The organism is Paenibacillus tritici (assembly GCF_018207515.1).
In the GTDB taxonomy this organism is placed as follows: Bacteria; Bacillota; Bacilli; order Paenibacillales; family Paenibacillaceae; genus Paenibacillus_AQ; species Paenibacillus_AQ tritici.
Genome location: NZ_CP073365.1, coordinates 2,899,067 through 2,917,025 on the forward strand (window position 1 = coordinate 2,899,067; position 17,959 = coordinate 2,917,025).

The following is a 17,959-nucleotide window of genomic DNA, read 5'->3' on the forward strand; positions in this document are numbered from 1 at the left end:
TAATGATTTGCAGATGACTTGTAGGGAAGAGGAGGATTTATGTAATGGAATATCATGTTGCTATTCAAGGGAGCGATCAGGCGCCGGGTACGGCAGAACAACCTTTCCGCTCCATTTCCCGCGCTGCGGCGCTTGCATTGCCGGGAGATATCATTACAGTACATGCGGGGATCTACAGGGAATGGGTCAGCCCCGCCAATGGAGGCACGGAGGAACAGCGGATTGTGTACCAATCGGCCGGAGACGGGGAAGTAGTGATTACCGGTGCTGAGCCGGTGGCCGACTGGCAAGATGAAGGAGAGGGTGTCTGGAGCACGAAGGTGCCTAATACCCTCTTTACTGTCCGCAACCCTTATAAGGTTAAATTATATGGAGACTGGCTGTTTGAAGGTGCGTTCGAGCCGCATTTGGGAGATGTATACCTTGACGGCAAATCCCTGTATGAATGTGATGGCGTGGACAAGCTGCGTAATCCCGAGGTATGGCCGCAGGCCAAATATGCGGAGGATTCTTTGCTGCAGTGGTATGCGGAAGCTGATGCTGCCTTCACCCGAATCTGGGCGAATTTCGGCGGCAGAGATCCCCGCAATGAGAACGTGGAAATTAATGTCCGCCCCTATTGCTTCTGGCCTGAGAAGACCGGCCGCAGCTACATAACGGTCAGGGGCTTTACGCTCCGGCAGGCCTCGCCGCAGTGGGCACCGCCAACGGCGTTGCAGGAAGGGCTTATAGGTCCTCATTGGAGCAAGGGCTGGATTATTGAAGATAACCATATCAGTGAGTCCAAATGCACAGGGATCAGTCTTGGCAAAGAAATATCGACCGGACATAACGAATGGTCGGATCGCCGCAGCAAAGGCGGAACGCAACGCGAGCAGGAGGTTATTTTCCGGGCGCTGCGTCAGGATTGGCATAAGGACAACATTGGAAGTCATATCGTCCGCAACAATGTCATTCACGATTGTGAGCAGGCTGGAATCGTTGGACATTTAGGCGCCGCTTTTAGCCGGATCTATCAGAACCGCATTTATAACATCCACCACAAACGTATATTCCACGGCGCAGAGGTGGGGGGAATCAAGCTTCATGCCGCGCTGGACACACAGATCTGTGAGAACGCCATTTATAGCTGCTACCGCGCGTTATGGCTGGATTGGCAGGCGCAAGGCACCCGTATCAGCCGGAATATTTTTTATGATAGTCTGTCCGAGGATTTCTTCATGGAGGTCTGCCATGGCCCTTATATGGTCGATCACAACCTGTTCCTGTCGCCGATGAACTTCCGTAATATGGCCCAAGGCGGGGCGTTTGTTCACAATTTGTTCGCCGGCAAGTTTGTGGTGCGTTCTGAGCTTACCCGCTATACTCCGTACCATATGCCCCATGAGACGGCGGTGGCCGGGTACAGTAACTTCACAGGCGGCGACGACAAGTATTACAACAATATCTTCCTGCGCGATGACGATCCGGGCAACGAGCCGCTGCCGATGACGTTCTTCGAGCATCTTCCGCTTGCCTCAAGAAAGAGCCTTAACGATAACGGTGAACGGGTGATGGACGGTATCCCGGATAATTCCCGCTGTTATCTCCATCCTGTCGGGCTGGGCGGGTACAACGATTATCCGGGTTCCCTGGACAAGCAGTGGTGGGAATACACCAAGGAAGAGATTAAGGCGATGGTTGAAGCCGGGAAGCCGTTCCATCCCGAACAGATGGCGCTGCCTGTAGCGATCCAGGGCAATCTGTATTTGAAAGATGCGGTACCGAGTACGCATGAGCCGAATGCCATGGTCTATGCCGATAAGGGACTTGAGATCGAGGTTGATCCGGCTTCGGGCAAGGTGCAGGTGCACATTGTGAATCCTGAGTTGCTGTGTGCAGCAGCGCCTACAGTAGTCACCACGAATCTGCTGGGCAGAACCCACCATGCCGAGATGTATTATGAGGAACCGGATGGCTCCCCTTACCGTTTCGACCGTGACTTCTTCGGTAAGCAGCGCCCGGATACCCGTGTGACTCCCGGACCGTTTGAATTATTGGATAATAGTCCGGTGAAGATTGTGCTGTAACAGAGATTACTGCAAGCTTGTCCCTGGGGACAGGCTTTTTGCTGTGTCCTATGCAGAATGCAATAGAACAAATTGTTATAACAAATCTATACCTATAAAAAGGAATTGCATCATATATAATAGAAACGAAGTAAAATTATGAGAGATGAATGGAGAAGAAGGAATGAATGAAAAGTATAGTGACACCACGGAAAGTTTCAACAATGTCCGTACCTTTTTAAGAAAAATGGTAACCTTGACAGGTAAGCTTCAAACTTGGGAATTTGTCAGATTTGAGTTCTGGAATCGGTACGAAGCTCCCAAAAGTGCAGACCCTAATTTCATGGAGCATAATGCACACCTATGGAAGAATGAATCCGGTGAGATAACAGGTCTGTTCATTTCCGAATCCGGGGGCAGTTTCTTTAGTTTAATCGTTCATCCGGATTACCCGCATCTGGCGGGTGAGATGGTTGCATGGACCCGGAATGTATGGGGCAAGGAGAAAAAGAAGCTCAACACCGATTGTTATCCCTATGGTCTGGAGGTTCAGGCATTATTAGACCATGGTTTTGTGCAGGATTCCCATATCGGGAATACAAGAAGATACGATCTTATGCATTCTGAGTACACATTGAACCTGGAAGAAGGATTCTACATCCGGTGCATGGCGGAGGGTGCAGACGAAGAATCAAAGGGCGATTTAATTGAACAGATATTCTCTCCGTCTGATTCCAGCCCAGTTAAAGTAGAGTATTGGAGAAAAAATCTACCGTCCTATCTTGCGGAGCTTGATTTCTCTGTGGTTGATGATATGGGCCGTCATATTGCCTTCTGTTTCGGGTTCGTGGATCATTCTAACCGGATCGCGATCATTGAGACCATTGGGACCCACCCCGATTACCGGCAACGTGGATTCGGCAAGGCGGTTGTTACTGCCTGCTTCTTGCGGCTGAAGGAGCAAGGTGTGACAACTGCTTTTATTACGGGTTTTTCTGCTGAGGCTAATGCTCTATATCAATCCCTGCAGCCGGTGGAGGCTACTCCTATTCATTCATATGTATACGAAGGTTAAATACAGTCGGAACTGTCCAACGTAGAAGGCCGTTTATCCTACATATATATTTCTCTTATATTTCTCTGCAACAGGTTCCTCAGCAGGATTCCACACTTTGTTTATCGAATAAACAAAGTGTGGGATATACATACATTCACAGAGAGGAATGAGGGCCATTGAACGGGAATAATCTGAAGTATTTGACACAAAAGCCAGGCTATGATCAGGAGAGGGAAGGAATCAAGCGTGGCGAGATCACGATGATAGAATATCCCTCTGCCACAGTAGGCAACACCCGGAAGGCCCGGGTATATACACCGCCCGGATATTCCAGCGCAGACAAATACAGCGTCCTATATCTGCTGCATGGGATCGGCGGGGATGAGGACGAATGGTATACTCACGGCAAACCGCAGATTATCCTGGACAATCTGTATGCCGATCAGCTGCTGAAGCCCATGATTGTTGTGCTGCCTAACGGCCGCGCGATGCTGAATGACCGGCCGGAAGGCGATATTTTTGCTCCTGACAAGGTGGCGGCCTTTGCAACATTTGAGTCCGATCTGCTGAACGATCTTATCCCTTATATAGAAGCGAATTATTCAGTCCTGACAGACCGGATGCATCGTGCCCTGGCCGGATTATCTATGGGTGGCGGGCAATCGCTCAACATGGGATTGAACAACCTGGACCGGTTCGCCTGGGTGGGAGCTTTCTCCCCGGCTCCCAATACGAAGGAGCCGGAGCTGCTGGTGCCCGATCCGCAGAAGGTGTCCGCAGCGCTTAGCCTGCTCTGGTTATCCTGCGGAGATCGGGACAGCCTCAAGTATGTCAGCGACCGCACCCATGCCTATTTCGCTGAGCATAACGTACCGCATATCTGGGTGGAAGAGCAGGGCGACCACGACTGGCCGGTCTGGAAGAACGGCCTGTATCAGTTCTCGCAGCTTATTTTCTCCTAATCCACTCACCTACGTCCACCGATCGCACAAGACTGCACGGTACGCGATCATGAGGACATTGTGAGGAAATAGCAGTTGGATTTTCTCCACTTGCTGGTGGACAAACTTGCCTTCCGGGAACAGTAGTTGGAAAAACAACACTTAATCCATCACAATTCAACCAAATTAGGAAAAACAATGAAATTAGATGCTGTTTTTCCACTTGCTTATCTGCAAACGACGGAAACCGCTAATTTAAGCTACCTTTTTCCACTTGCTTGCCGACGAGGGGGCTTAATTGGCCGGAGAAGGGTAGGCAGGTTGGTGGTGAGGGGGCGATTGGCTGGTTAGGAGCAGACAGTTTGCCGAAGAGGGCTTAATTGGCAGGATAGAAGCAGACAGCTTGCAACGAGGGAACTTAATTGCTTGGAGAAGGGTAGACAAGTTGCCGACGAGGAACTCAGTCGGCCGGAATTGGGCGGCACTAGCCGGAGAAGCTGCTTTACATACTTAAGCGCGAAAAAGGCAGACCCAAGCCATGTAGATGGCTCTGGGGCTGCCTCTTCTTTTACTTTTACAGCTTACGCAGTAACGCTCATTTGCTTACTTATTGGCAATGGCATCGGCACGCATTTTGACGATTTTGTCTGCTCTTTCTTTGTCTACCGCGAAGACATCGTTCCAGCCGAGGCCTTCGACGTCGCTCTTGAGCTTCGTCCAGAGCTGGTCGAATTCGGCCTGATCCTTGGCGAAGATCATTTTCCACGAGGTGTTCTTGACATAATCGGAGATCTGGCTGCGTTTGTTCTTGACCTCTGAAGAATCGGAGCCGAGACTTGTGTTGATGTTAGGTACGATATCAATCATGTTGTTCTTCTGATAGTATTCGGTCGGAGTGGCCGCGTCATAGGTCTTCTGCCAGTCTGTAGTCAGCGCTGTTTTGTTGGCTTCGATGGTGGAAGCCCAGTAGGTGCTGTTGTAGAATTCCTTGGTATCAGGATCGACTACGAAATCACTCATAATCATCGAGTTCACCTTGCTCTGGCCGTCCTGATAACCGCCGCCGCCGTACTCATCCGGGACAGGGGTATTTTCCTGGAATGCTGTTTGGCCGACTTCGGTCAGCTTGAATTTGCCGTCAGGTGTTTTTTCATAGTTGAAGCCTTCGAAGCCGTTGGTGTAGTAGCGCAGACCTTCAGGAGAAGACATCCAGTCCATCAGTTCCATGATTCTTTCCGGTTCTTTCGCTTTGGCGCCGATGGCGAACACTCTGCCGTTCCCGAAGTAAGCATCACTGTTCTGAATCAGGTGGGTGTCCGCAATTGGAACGGCTACGTTGCCGTCACCCTGGTTGCCGCGTTCAATCGTGTTGTAGAAACCTCTCTGCCAGGAGTACCACAGGAGCATTACCTGCTTGTTGGTCAGCTTCTCAGATACCTTGTTCCAGTCCTGGGAAGGAGAGTCCGGGTCGACGAGGCCCATCTTGTTGGCATCATAGTAGAATTGCAGAATTTTCTTGTACATACTGTTGTCGTCCACAATCGGAACGATATCGCCTTTGGCATTCAGTTGAATGGTTGTCGTTCCATTCGGCTGCTCGAAGCCATACCAGTTGCTCAGCCAGCGGACATTCTCCATACTCCCCCCGTCCCAGTCCTTCCACAGGGTAATCGGAACAATCGGCTTGCCGTCCGGGGTCTTCGGATATTTGGCCTGCATGTCCTTCAGGGCGGTCATCAGATCGTTCAGATTGTTCAGCTTAGGCGCGCCGATTCCCTTGTAATAGTCCCAAGGCAGAATCGGGCTGGAGTAGGGCAGCTCTTCTGAGAAGGTCGTTGGCGAAGTATCGGCGGTGAAGGCCGGCAGGGCATAGATTTTACCATCGGGATTCTGCTTCTCGAAGGCCACATTGAACGGCTTGAAGTGATTGTCTACATACTTGGACAGATGCTCCGTATTCTTGATCAGGTCCGTAAGATCCATAATCATCCCCGCCGGAATCAATTCCTCAAGCTGGCTGTTCTCAATAATCAGCAGGTCTCCGAGGTCTCCCGAGGCCGAACGGGTCTTGTACAACTGATCGCCGGCTACCTGTGGAGCCAGAATGTTCAGTGTGATATTGAACTTGTCTTTGAGCAGCTTGCCGTACCACCCGGTCTGTTCACCCTGATAGTTCGCTGCGTTGTCGAATACCGTAATGGTTAGTGGTTTGCTGTGATCAATGCCTGTACTTGTGCCCGGATCGGATGACTGCGCAGGTGTCCCTGGTTCGGCCGTCCCGGCAGCAGGTCCTGCATTGTTGGAATTCCCGCTACAGCCGCTTAGTGCCGTTGTTACCAGCAGGATGGTCGTCCCGAGCAACAGCGCGGACTTTCTTCCCAGCTTAAGGTGTGTTCTCATGAGTAGCCCCCCGAATGATTAATGTATCATAATGGCGCAGGCGTATCAGCCTTTGACTGCACCAATTATAATTCCTTTGACGAAAAATCTCTGGAAGATCGGATAGATCAGCAGAATGGGTGCGACTACGATAATGGTAACCGTCATGCGGATGGAGGTAGAGGTCTGCTTGGTCGCCAGTGTAGCCATCGCCGTAGATCCGGCATTCTGCAGATTGACCATGGTGGACAAGGAGCTCGCCTGATTGATGTAGTTATACAGAATGAACTGCAGGCTGTATAACTTGCTGTCTGTCACCAGGAGCAGCGTGTCCTGGAAGGAGTTCCACTGGTTGACCGCCGAGAAGATGGCAACGGTTGCAAGGATCGGCTTGCTGATCGGCAGAATGACCTTGTAGAATATTGTGAAAATCCCGGCACCGTCAATGCTGGCCGCCTGCTGGAGCTCCTTCGGTGTAGCTTCCACGAAGGTTTTGACCAGGATAATGAAGAAAGGAGCAACAACGGACGGAAGAATGTAAGCCAGGAAGTTGTCCGTCAGATGCAATGATCTCATGGTCAGATACCACGGGATGATCCCGGCATTGAAGAACATCGTGATGATGGTGAAGCGGTACCAGAATTTCTTGCCCCACATGTCCTCCTGGGCGAACATGAATCCGAGAAAGGCCGAAGCGCCGACCGTCAGCAGCGTACCGATCACCGTTCTTCCGAGGGAGATCATAAACGCATTGCCCAGACCCGGGATTTTGAAGACATCGACATAGTTCTGGAAATGAATCCCCTTCGGCCAGAAGATAATCTCACCCTTGGCACTGAGGTCGTTCGCGCTGATGGTATTGATAATGATCGAATAGAACGGATAAACGCAGATGAAGGCGAACAGTGAGAACAGGATATAGATAATAGTAGAGATGATTTTATCGGTAGCGCTGACTTGCATTTTGACCGTTTTTTTGGTGATGTCGATCTCCCGGGTGTTTGGCGTAAGACTGGTCTGGTTGTCACTCATACAATGCCCTCTCCTCTCAGCATTTTGGACAGCCCGTTCACCGAAAAGAGAAGCACCACGCTAATCACACTCTTCAGCATACTGATCGCAACGGAGACGGAATAGCTGCCGCCGCCCATGGCGAGGTTATACACATATAGATCAAGAACCTGAATAGTGTCCTTGTTAAACGCATTCTGGAACACGAAATATTGCTCCAGTCCATTGTTCAGGAAGCTGGCAATCTGGAGCATCAGCAGGACGAAGTAGGTTGGCATCATACTTGGCAATACGACATGCCGGATTACCTGCATCCGGGTGGCACCATCCACATAAGCCGCTTCATACAGCGACTCGTCAATGCCCATGATGGCGGCTATGTACAGGATTGCTGACCAGCCGAGTGTCTTCCAGGTCGCCCAGAACCACATGGTAAGCCAGACATGATCCGAGCTCTGCAGGAATAGCACAGGCTTATCCGACAGCCCCGTCATGTGTAGGAAGCCGTTGACCATACCTTCACTGGAGAACATGGAGAAGGCCAGGGAGTAGACGAGTACCCAACTGATGAAGTTAGGCAGCGTGGTTACGGTCTGAATGAATTTACGGAAGCGGACGGCCTTGATCTCGGTCAGGAAGATGGCGAAGATCATAGGCAGCCAGGAGAAAAGAATACCCAGTCCGCTGATGCCGAAGGTGTTCCAGATGACCTGCATCAGCTGATCAATCTTGACCTGATTCTCAACCAGAGAGTGAAACCATTTGAAGCCGACAAACGGTGATTGGGACAACGGAATAGGCGGGGTGTAGTCGAAGAAGGCGTATACCCATCCATAGAGCGGGTAATACGCAAATACTGCAAGTAGAATCATAAAGGGCGAAATGTAAAGAAATTTCCGGAAAGAATTGCTTCTTATGCTCTGACTGCGCATAGCATCGCTCCTTATCGAATTCTCTTTGTTCCTTGCCTTATTGGTAACGCTTTCATTATATGAGACCTATAATAAATTATCGTCAACCTTCTAACAATGACCGATCCTCACCATTTATTGATCTATTGTCAGGTAAAAGCTGGATACAGGGGGATAAGAGGAGCCGTGCCTGCTTGAAGTCAGCAGACACGGCTCCGGCCCGGGTCAGGCGGTGATGAAGCATTGCTTGCGGTATTCGTTGGCGCTTGCTCCGGTGTAGGCTCTGAATTTTTTGTAAAACCAGTCGATTTCGGTATATCCTACAGCGTCTGCAATCTCATAGATCTTCATGTCAGTCGTCTCCAGCAGCAGCTTCGCCTTCTCCATCCGCTGCCGCAGCAGATATTCGTTGAAGGACATATTCTCCTGCTGTTTGAATTTCTGTCCGAGATACGCGCAGTTGAAGTTCAGGGAGTCGGAGATCCGCTTGAGTGTAATATTATGATGGAGCTGCTCCTCCACGTACTGCTTGATCGTACTGACGATCGGACACGGAGAGGGCGGCTCTTTTTCATTTTGAATGGCGGGCTCCGCATAATCCCGCTGCGCAGCAGCCGGTCTGTCCGCCGGAGCAAAGCCCCGTCTAACCGTCTCCAGACTTCTGCCCAGCTCCGCCGGATCCACCGGGTCGGTCAGGTAATCGCTTACATTATAGAGCAGCGCCTGACGCGCCAGTTCGAAATCCCCGCTGCCCCCGAGAAGGATAATCGGAACGGAGGTGCCCTGCCTGATCTGTTCACAGAGTCTCATGCCCGGTGTATGGGTGCCCCGGATATTCAGAAGAACCAGTGAAATCCCCTCGCTGCGGATCAGCCGGAGAATATCGGAAGAATAATCAGCATGCGCATGTATGATGAAATTCTTAAGCCTGCTCCCTGCCATATAAGAAGCGATCTCCCGCACATGACGGTTACGCTCTACACACAAGATTCTGTACAACATGAAGACCCCGCTTTCTTAAGAGAAGTTAAGGCTGCCTCCATTCATTATGTGCAACAGAGCGAAGGGCTACAATGTGCAATTCTTGCACCAGGCTCCATTTGTTTACCTGATCGGAACTGCGTTGCCCGGTGTGTAAGGGCTTGCCGGCCGGACCTATAATTTGACAGGTGAACACCTGAAGTTAGACAGGTTGTTGCCTGAAAATGTAAGCGCTAAACTTTCGAGGTAAGTCATTCATATTTGGGGGGGGCACATCATGCGGACCAAAAAGGTAATGTCAGTACTCATTAGTATGTTGTTAGTGGCTGCAACGACGGCATGCGGCGGAGGATCAGGGAACGGCGGGAATGCCGGGGGCGGGGCGTCAGCGAAGCCGGCAGCTTCGGCGAATGCGCCGGCGGCAGAGGCAACGCCTGAAGCTTCAGCAACCGCAGAGCCGACCACTGCCACACCGGAGATGGATTTCGATATGGGCGGCAGAACGATCAAGATCGTCTCCTGGTGGGATATGACGATCCCGGAGGACAACCCGGACAATATCCAGCGCTCGAAGAATCTGAAGGAGCTCCAGAAGAAGCATAATTTCAAGGTTGAATATGTGGCGCTGGACTTCGGCGAATACCAGAAGAAGGTTGTAGCTTCACTGGTGGCCGGGGAACCGCTTGGAGATATTGTCCGGATGGGCAAGGCCTATATGATTCCGGCGCTGACCAAGCAGGATCTGTTCTGGCCGGTTGACGAGTATACGAAGAATGAGAATGCCTTCAACCAGCAAATGACGACGGAATTCTCACAATACAACGGCAAGGGCTATGGATTCTCGGAGAATGCGGGCAATCTGATCAGCGGTGTATTCTATAACCGGACCTTGATGAAGAAGCTGGGCATGAAGCCGCTGCAGGAATATGTTAACGAGGATAACTGGAACTGGGAGACCTTTACCCAAGTGGCCAAAGAGGCCAATAAAGATACGGATAACAACGGTAAACTTGATGTCTGGGGACTGGCCTCAGGCGGGTTCCTGGAAATGGCCCTGGCCTCCAACGAGACCGATCTGACGATAGACGACAAGCAGAATCTCGATGATCCCAAGGCGCTGGAGGTCTTCAAGTTCATCTCGAAGCTGGGTGCCGAGAAGGTAGCCAGACCGACAGAAGGCGGCGACTGGCAGGAACCGGCGCAGTTCTTCCGCCAGGGGAACACGCTGATGTACGCGGGGGCGGATTATGAGGCGAGCGGCTTCAAGACGGATATGAAGGATTATGATATCGGCTTTGTTCCTTTTCCCAAAGGCCCGAATGCGACCGAATATCACAGTGTAGAGTCCAATGTCCAGTTCCTGACGATCCCGAAGAAGGTCGAGAATCCGGAATGGCTGCTGTATATCTGGGAGAAGATCAACGACATCGAGTCCATCTACGATTATCCTAAGCAGGCTTCCCTGGAGAGTACCTATGACAACGAAGATGATATCAATAATGCCAAGATGGTAGAGGGCGGGATGCTGTTAACGAACCATAATACCTTCTCGACCATGCCGTACTATGAGCTGCTTGACGAACTGAAGAAGGGAACTTCAGCCTCCACGGTTATCCAGAAGTACAAGGCCAAGGTCCAGGCTTCTGTGGACGCCGTATACAAAAAATAACCGGATACCCGGATGGAACAACAGTCCCCGGCGGACTGTTGTTCCCATTTTCGCTGACATTAGACTTATGATCCAGCGCTTAAGGGGAGGAGAACGTTGAATATTCGAAATAGGAGCACAGCGATAATATTGGTTGTTGTCCTGCTGGCCGGGACGATCTGGATATTGAATTCCTCGGGGCAGCCTGTTCATTCCGATTCTCCGGCTGCGGGCAAGTTCACTGCCGTCCTGCAGGAAGCGGAGGAAGGCAGCTATGAAGCTTATCTGAAGCAATACGGGAACGCTGCACGGCCAGAGCGGGAGCTCCGCATTGAGGGGGAGGACTATTCCCGCAATCAGGGTGACCTCTATGAAGTCAAAACGCAATACGAGGGGCTTGACGGCACGGCGGTCATTACCCCGGAAGAGGGAACAATCTCCTGGGAGGTGCCGGTTCCAGAAGCCGGGCTGTATAACATCCGGGTTCATTATTACCCGGTGGAAGGCAAAAGCTCCTCCATTGAGCGTTCCTTCTCCATTAATCAGCAGATCCCGTTCAAGGGTGCGGATACATTATTGTTCGACCGGGTCTGGGGGAACCGTGAGGAGGTCATCAAGCAGGATGACCGCGGCAATGATCTCCGCCCCAGACAGGTGGAGCAGCCGGTGTGGCAGTCGACGGTGATTGCCGACAGTGAGGGCTTCTATGAGGAGCCGTATTCCTTCTATCTGGAGCAGGGGAAGCAGACCTTGTCGCTGAGCGCACTCCGCGAGCCGATGGCTATAGATTACATTGAGCTGTTCCAGGACCGGGAAGTAAGGTCTTATGCGGAGGCCAAACAGGAGTATGAGGCGCAAGGGTTGAAGCCGGTAACCGAGCCTGATATCGAGGTTCAGGCCGAAGCGGCGTCCGCCAAATCCTCGCCTACCTTATACCCGTTAACCGACCGCTCCAGTCCGGCGGTTGTACCTTATGATGTCTCCAATCTAAGGATCAATACGATTGGAGGGGTGAACTGGAAGCTGCCGGGACAATGGATTGAGTGGCAGATTGATGTCCCCGAAGACGGGCTGTACCGGATAGCGCTTAAGGAGAAGCAGAATCAGCTCCGGGGCGTCTACGCCAACCGCAGCTTGACGATTGACGGTGAATACCCGTTCACCGAGATGAAGCAAATCCGGTTCAATTACAGTCCCGGCTGGCAAATGAACGTACTCGGCGGGGAGGAGCCTTACCTGTTCCATCTTACCAAAGGAACACACCGGCTAAGGATGACCGTAACGCTGGGCGATATCGCGCCTCTGGTCCGTACCATTCAGTCCAGTGTCCTGACCCTGAATGAAATGTACCGCAATGTTCTGGCGATTACCTCTAATAATCCGGACAAATTCCGCGATTATCAGCTGGAGAAGCGGATACCGAATATGACCAAGGTATTCAAGGAGCAGGCTGCGATCATCCGCAGTGTCGGTGAATATCTGGAGCAGGCGACCGGAGAGCGCAGCGACAAAGTATCGGTCCTGTACTCGATGGTGACCCAGCTGGAGGATATGGCAGAGCATCCGGATACGGTAGCCAAACGGCTGGTCTCCTTCAAAACAAATGTCGGCGGACTGGGTACCTGGATACTTAGCGTACGGGAGCAGCCGCTGACGCTGGATTCCCTGGTGATCTCGGCACCCGGCAAGCCGCTGCCCCGTGCACAGGCTACCTTCTTCCAGAAGCTGAAGCATGAGCTTAGAGCGTATGGCGCGTCCTATACCGCTGATTATGACAGCATCGGTAACGTGGCGAAGAACCAGAAGTCGATCACGGTATGGATTTCGACCGGCCGGGATCAGGCTCAGGTAATGAAGAGCATGATTGACGACACGTTCACCCCGGATACGGGCATCTCCGTTGCGCTGAGACTGGTGCCTCCGAACATTCTGCTGCCCGCCACCCTGGCAGGGGAAGGGCCGGATGTAGCCATGCAGATCGGCGAGGACCTTCCGGTTAACTATGCCATGCGTAAGGCATCTGCGGATTTATCCCAATTCGCGGACTTCAAGGAGGTGGCCTCCCGATTCCGGGACAGCGCCCTCACGCCTTACCAGTATAACGGAAGCGTCTACGGGCTTCCCGAGCAGCAGATCTTCCCGATGCTGTTCTACCGGAAGGATATTCTGAAGGAGCTTGGCCTGGAGCCGCCAACCACCTGGGAGGAGGTCTACAACGTAGTTTCCGTGCTGCAGCGGCATAACCTGGAGTTCTATCTGCCGCTGGAGGATACGCTGAACAATGCTACACTGGTGCCGAATGCGGCCTTCACCATGCTGCTCTATCAGAACGGGGGGCAATTGTATACGGACGACCAGAAGCGAAGCGCATTGAACTCGGAGACCTCCATGAGTGAATTCAACAAATGGACCCAGTTCTATACCAATTACAAGTTCCCGGTGAAGGTGGACTTTCCGAACCGCTTCCGGACCGGGGAGATCCCGATCGGGATTGCCGATTATACCATTTATAACAGCCTGACCGTGATGGCGCCGGAGATCCGTAACCTGTGGGAATTCGCGGTGGTGCCCGGAACGGAGCAGGCGGACGGTACGGTGGACCATAGCGTAGCCAGTCATACGACCGGCGTAATGCTGCTGGAGAATGCCAAGGACAAGGATTCGTCCTGGGAGTTCATGAAGTGGTGGACGGATAAGGACACCCAGGTCCAGTACGGCCGGGAAATGGAAGGGCTGATGGGGGCGGCGGCACGTTATCCGACCGCCAATATCGAGGCGCTGGAGGAATTGCCGTGGCCGGTGAAGGATTATACCCAGCTGGAGAACCAGTGGCAATGGGTGAAGGGCAATCCGCAGGTTCCGGGCGGATACTTCACAGGCAGACATCTGGATAATGCGTTCCGCAAGGTGGTCAACGGGAACGTGAACCCGCGCGAAGCGCTGTCGGATTATCTGATCTATATTAACGATGAAATTCAGATCAAACGGAAGGAATTCAAACTTCCGTATTAGTTTGGAGGCTGTGAGCCGATGGTACAAATACACAATACCACTGAACCAGCCTTACATGGGCTGGCCGGCGGTCCCGTTAAGGTGTCCCGCCGGGCGCAATTATGGAAAGATATCAAGAAGAGCAAGCATTATTATTTCATGATGAGTCCCTATATGATCATCTTCTTCCTGTTCACAGTGATTCCGGTGGTCGTCTCCTTCGGGCTAAGCTTCTTCTACTTCAATATGCTGGAGACGCCGCGGTTCGTCGGATGGGAGAACTATTCAAGACTGCTTCTGGGCGACGATGTATTCATGATTGCGCTGAAGAACACCTTCCTGTTCGCAGTCATTACGGGTCCGTTAAGCTATATCGCCTGCTTCCTCTTCGCCTGGCTGATTAATGAATTATCGCCCTTCGTCCGGGCGCTGATGACGCTGGTATTCTATGCGCCATCCATCTCGGGCAATGTGTTCTTTATCTGGCTGATCGTTTTCTCGGGGGACAGCTACGGGTATCTCAACGGCTTCCTGATGAAGATCGGGGTGCTGCTGGAGCCGATCCAATGGCTGCAGAATGAGAAGTATATCCTCGCGATTGTCATTATCGTTCAGCTCTGGCTAAGCCTGGGCACCAGCTTCCTGGCATTCATCGCCGGTCTGCAGACCGTGGACCAAACGCTGTTCGAGGCGGGGGCCATGGACGGGATCAGGAACCGCTGGCAGGAGCTGTGGTTCATCACACTGCCGTCCATGCGGCCGCAGCTAATGTTCGGCGCGGTCATGCAGATTACCGCCTCCTTCGCGGTGGCCGAGGTCTCCATCGCGCTTGCGGGATTCCCGAGCGTCAACTATGCGGGACATACAGTGGTAACCCATCTAATGGATTACGGGACGCTCCGCTTTGAGATGGGCTATGCATCTGCCATCGCCACCATTCTCTTCGGCATTATGCTCGGAACCAATATGATGACCCAGAAACTGCTCAGAAAGGTGGGTGAATGACCCTGTATTCGAGAGTTATAGGGGCGTTTCGCCCTCAAAAAAGACTGAACCGGTCCTTTACTGTCAGCTTGATGCTGTTCGGCCTGCTGCTCGCCTTCGGCTCGTTCATGGTTCTCCCGCTGATCTATACCGTGAACAATGCCTTCAAGCCGCTGGATGAGCTGTTTATCTTCCCGCCGAGATTCCTGGTACGGAACCCGACGCTGGAGAACTTCACCGATCTGGTGGTGATCATGGGGAATTCCTGGGTGCCGTTCACCAGATATGTAGCGAATACCCTGCTGATTACACTGGTAGGAACCGCAGGCCATATCCTGCTCGCTTCGGCTGCGGCCTACCCTTTGGCCAAATTCAAGTTCCCCGGCTCCAATATGCTGTTCAGGATTGTCGTGCTGTCCCTGATGTTCTCGCCTCATGTGACGGCAATTCCCAATTACCTGGTTATGTCACAGCTCGGGTGGATTAATACACAGGCGGCGATTATCGTTCCTTCACTGGCCTTCTCGCTGGGGCTGTTCCTGATGAAGCAGTTCATGCAGCAGATCCCGGATGCGCTGATCGAAGCGGCCAAAATTGACGGTGCGAATGAATACCGCGTGTTCTGGCAGATCGTGATGCCCAATGTGAAGCCGGCCTGGCTGACGCTGATGATCCTGCAATTTCCGGCCCTGTGGGGCACGGATGGAGGCAGCTTCATCTACAGCGAGAACCTTAAGACGCTTCACTATGCGCTCAGCCAGGTGATCCAGGGCGGGATTGCCCGTGCCGGAGTTGGGGCGGCGGTGGCTCTGCTGCTGATGACCGTGCCGATCCTGTTGTTCATTATTTCACAGAGCAGTGTCATCCAGACGATGGCCACATCCGGTATGAAAGAGTAGAGAGGAGGAACGGTGACAATGGTCGCAAGGATAAAGAAACTGAGAACCGGCCTGCTGGCCTTGTGCTGCCTGGTCAGCCTGGGGCTTGGCGGAGAGCTTGCCTCGGCGGAGAGCGCAGCCCCTTCCTACAATTATTCATACTGGGGGTATAATGTGGCGGCTCCGTCCGCCTATCAGGCAAGCACATTAATCACGGGTGCAGGCTCCGGTGCGGGTGAGTTCAAGAATCCGCAGGATCTTCAGGTAACGGCCGACAAACAGATCTATGTGCTGGACAGCGGCAATAACCGGTTTGTGATTCTGGATCAGAACTACAAATCCATAAAGACGGTAGACGCCTTCCAGTTCAAAGGGAAGGCGGAGAAGTTCAATAATCCCCAGGGGATTTATGTGACGCAGCAGAAGGAGATCTATGTTGCGGATACAGGCAATAAGCGGATTGTTCATCTCGATAACGCCTTCAACGCGGTGGGTATTATTGAATCACCGAAGTCTGAATTGCTGCCGGCAAGCTTTGACTTTCAGCCTGTCCGTGTAGCTGTAGACAAGGCGGACCGGATCTATGTGATGTCAGCCGGCGTATTCGACGGGTTCATGGAATTCGGTGCAGACGGAGCCTTCAAGTCCTTCACTGGCGCGAACCGGGTACGTGTCGATGCTGTGGATTACTTCTGGAAATCCATATCGACCAAGGCGCAGCGTGAGCAGATGGTGATGTATACGCCAACCGAATTCACCAATCTGGATATCAATGATGAAGGCTTCCTCTACGCAACCAACGGGGATGAGTTCGGTGACCCGATCAAGAAGCTGAACGCGCAGGGGGCAGACATTCTGCGCAGAGAGGGCTATTACAAGCCGAGCGGCGATCTGCTCTACTCCACGCGCTCGGGCGGCGCTCCGCGCCTCGTGGATATTGATGTGAGCGACAGTGAGATCTATTCCGTGCTGGATGCTACCCGGGGCCGGGTGTTCACCTACAACGGGGACGGATATCTGATGCACATTATCGGCGGAATCGGGAACCGCCTGGGCGAATTCAACACCCCGGTTGCCATTGAGCACAGCGGTGACGATATCCTTGTGCTGGATCAGGCGCTGGGGGAGATTACGGTATTTCAGACTACAGAGTACGGAAGAATGCTGAACAGCGCAGTCAGAAGCTACTACAGCGGTGACGAGGAGATGGCCTATCAGCAGTTCAGCCAGGTTGTGAACCTGAATGCGAATATGGAATATGCTTATGCGGGCATAGGCAAGGCTTACCTGCGCAAGGGCGAGTACAAGGAGGCGACGGAGTATTTCAAGCGCAGCATGGACCGTCCCAACTATTCCAAAGCATTCCTGCTCTACCGCAAGGAAGTGCTCCGCGGACAATTCTCCACGATCATGACTGTTCTGATCACGCTGGCAGCCCTGTGGCTGGGCCTGAGAGTGTACCGGAAAATGAAGGCCAGAAAGAAGGTGGAGCTACATTGAACAGAGAAGCGCTGCAACATCCGCTGTACGTTATCGTTCATCCGTTCAACGGATACTGGGATCTCAAATATGAACGCAGTCAAAAAACGAGCCTGATGCTGTCCTTCGGCATTCTGTTTATGCTGATTCTGACCAATGTATTGGGCAGTCAATATAGCGGATTTCTGGTGAATCATAGTGATCCGAAGTATCTGAACAGTCTGATGGAAGCAGTTTATGTGCTGGTCCCCGTACTCTTCTGGTGTGTGGCGAACTGGTCGCTGACCACGCTGATGGACGGGGAAGGGAAGTTCGTGGAGATTTTTATTACCACCTGCTTCTCCCTGCTGCCGATGGTGCTGATTAACTTCCCGTGGATCTGGATCAGCAATTACATCTCGGCGCAGGAAAGCTCTTTTTATTATTTTTTCAAAAACTTTGCCGTCATCTGGTCGGGCCTGCTGCTGTTCGTGGGCATTATGACCGTGCATCAGTTCTCCCCGTCCAAAACGGTCGGAACGATTCTGCTCACGGTGCTCGCCATGGCGTTCATGGCATTCCTGACCCTGCTGTTCTTCAGTCTGGTTCAGCAGATGATTGTGTTTATCTCAACCATATACCAAGAGATTGTCTTGAGAGGATAGGAGGAGG

At 52.3% G+C, this 17,959-nt stretch carries 13 protein-coding genes; 9 read left to right on the top strand and 4 right to left on the bottom strand.

The genetic code is table 11. From position 1 onward, the window contains the following. Nucleotides 1-44: 44 nt before the first annotated feature. The 3 genes from KDC22_RS12085 (at nucleotide 45) to KDC22_RS12095 (ending at nucleotide 4,067) form a co-directional block, all read left to right on the top strand. Complete coding sequence (locus KDC22_RS12085; RefSeq protein WP_211723195.1) at nucleotides 45-2,069, top strand: right-handed parallel beta-helix repeat-containing protein; 2,025 nt, start codon at nucleotides 45-47, stop codon at nucleotides 2,067-2,069. A 163-nt stretch (nucleotides 2,070-2,232) separates the two neighbouring features. Further along, the gene (locus KDC22_RS12090) at nucleotides 2,233-3,123 is read left to right on the top strand and encodes a GNAT family N-acetyltransferase (RefSeq protein ID WP_211723196.1); all 891 of its coding nucleotides are present in this window, start codon (nucleotides 2,233-2,235) and stop codon (nucleotides 3,121-3,123) included. Between the two features lie 182 nt (nucleotides 3,124-3,305). Continuing rightward, entirely contained in the window at nucleotides 3,306-4,067 is a 762-nt protein-coding gene (locus KDC22_RS12095; protein WP_343221981.1) for an alpha/beta hydrolase, read from the top strand. A 582-nt stretch (nucleotides 4,068-4,649) separates the two neighbouring features. Here KDC22_RS12095 and KDC22_RS12100 read toward each other — a convergent pair. The 4 genes from KDC22_RS12100 to KDC22_RS12115 form a co-directional block, all read right to left on the bottom strand. Then, nucleotides 4,650-6,446: a type 2 periplasmic-binding domain-containing protein gene (locus KDC22_RS12100; protein WP_211723197.1), complete on the bottom strand. Its 1,797-nt coding sequence runs from the start codon at nucleotides 6,444-6,446 to the stop codon at nucleotides 4,650-4,652. Nucleotides 6,447-6,491: 45 nt separating this feature from the next. After that, the gene (locus tag KDC22_RS12105; protein ID WP_211723198.1) at nucleotides 6,492-7,457 is read right to left on the bottom strand and encodes a carbohydrate ABC transporter permease; all 966 of its coding nucleotides are present in this window, start codon (nucleotides 7,455-7,457) and stop codon (nucleotides 6,492-6,494) included. Continuing rightward, nucleotides 7,454-8,308: an ABC transporter permease subunit gene (locus KDC22_RS12110; protein WP_246553506.1), complete on the bottom strand. Its 855-nt coding sequence runs from the start codon at nucleotides 8,306-8,308 to the stop codon at nucleotides 7,454-7,456. Before KDC22_RS12110 ends, KDC22_RS12105 begins: the two co-directional genes overlap by 4 nt. 264 nt (nucleotides 8,309-8,572) lie before the next feature. After that, a complete protein-coding gene (locus KDC22_RS12115; RefSeq protein ID WP_246553509.1) occupies nucleotides 8,573-9,349 on the bottom strand; it encodes a helix-turn-helix transcriptional regulator in 777 nt (258 codons plus the stop codon). Nucleotides 9,350-9,605: 256 nt separating this feature from the next. Here KDC22_RS12115 and KDC22_RS12120 point away from each other — a divergent pair, with 256 nt between their 5' ends. The 6 genes from KDC22_RS12120 (at nucleotide 9,606) to KDC22_RS12145 (ending at nucleotide 17,952) form a co-directional block, all read left to right on the top strand. Continuing rightward, on the top strand, nucleotides 9,606-10,997 hold the full coding sequence (locus KDC22_RS12120) for an ABC transporter substrate-binding protein (RefSeq protein ID WP_211723199.1): 1,392 nt from the start codon (nucleotides 9,606-9,608) through the stop codon (nucleotides 10,995-10,997). Between the two features lie 96 nt (nucleotides 10,998-11,093). After that, entirely contained in the window at nucleotides 11,094-13,988 is a 2,895-nt protein-coding gene (locus tag KDC22_RS12125) for an extracellular solute-binding protein (protein ID WP_211723200.1), read from the top strand. A gap of 18 nt (nucleotides 13,989-14,006) precedes the next feature. Then, nucleotides 14,007-14,972 (top strand): carbohydrate ABC transporter permease, encoded by a 966-nt coding sequence (locus KDC22_RS12130; RefSeq protein WP_211723201.1) that lies wholly within the window; start codon nucleotides 14,007-14,009, stop codon nucleotides 14,970-14,972. Continuing rightward, on the top strand, nucleotides 14,969-15,850 hold the full coding sequence (locus KDC22_RS12135; protein ID WP_211723202.1) for a carbohydrate ABC transporter permease: 882 nt from the start codon (nucleotides 14,969-14,971) through the stop codon (nucleotides 15,848-15,850). Before KDC22_RS12130 ends, KDC22_RS12135 begins: the two co-directional genes overlap by 4 nt. Before the next feature lie 18 nt (nucleotides 15,851-15,868). Continuing rightward, nucleotides 15,869-17,329: a hypothetical protein gene (locus tag KDC22_RS12140; protein ID WP_211723203.1), complete on the top strand. Its 1,461-nt coding sequence runs from the start codon at nucleotides 15,869-15,871 to the stop codon at nucleotides 17,327-17,329. Beyond that, nucleotides 17,326-17,952 (top strand): YIP1 family protein, encoded by a 627-nt coding sequence (locus tag KDC22_RS12145; RefSeq protein WP_173137528.1) that lies wholly within the window; start codon nucleotides 17,326-17,328, stop codon nucleotides 17,950-17,952. The genes KDC22_RS12140 and KDC22_RS12145 overlap by 4 nt, the downstream gene beginning before the upstream one ends. Nucleotides 17,953-17,959: the final 7 nt, after the last annotated feature.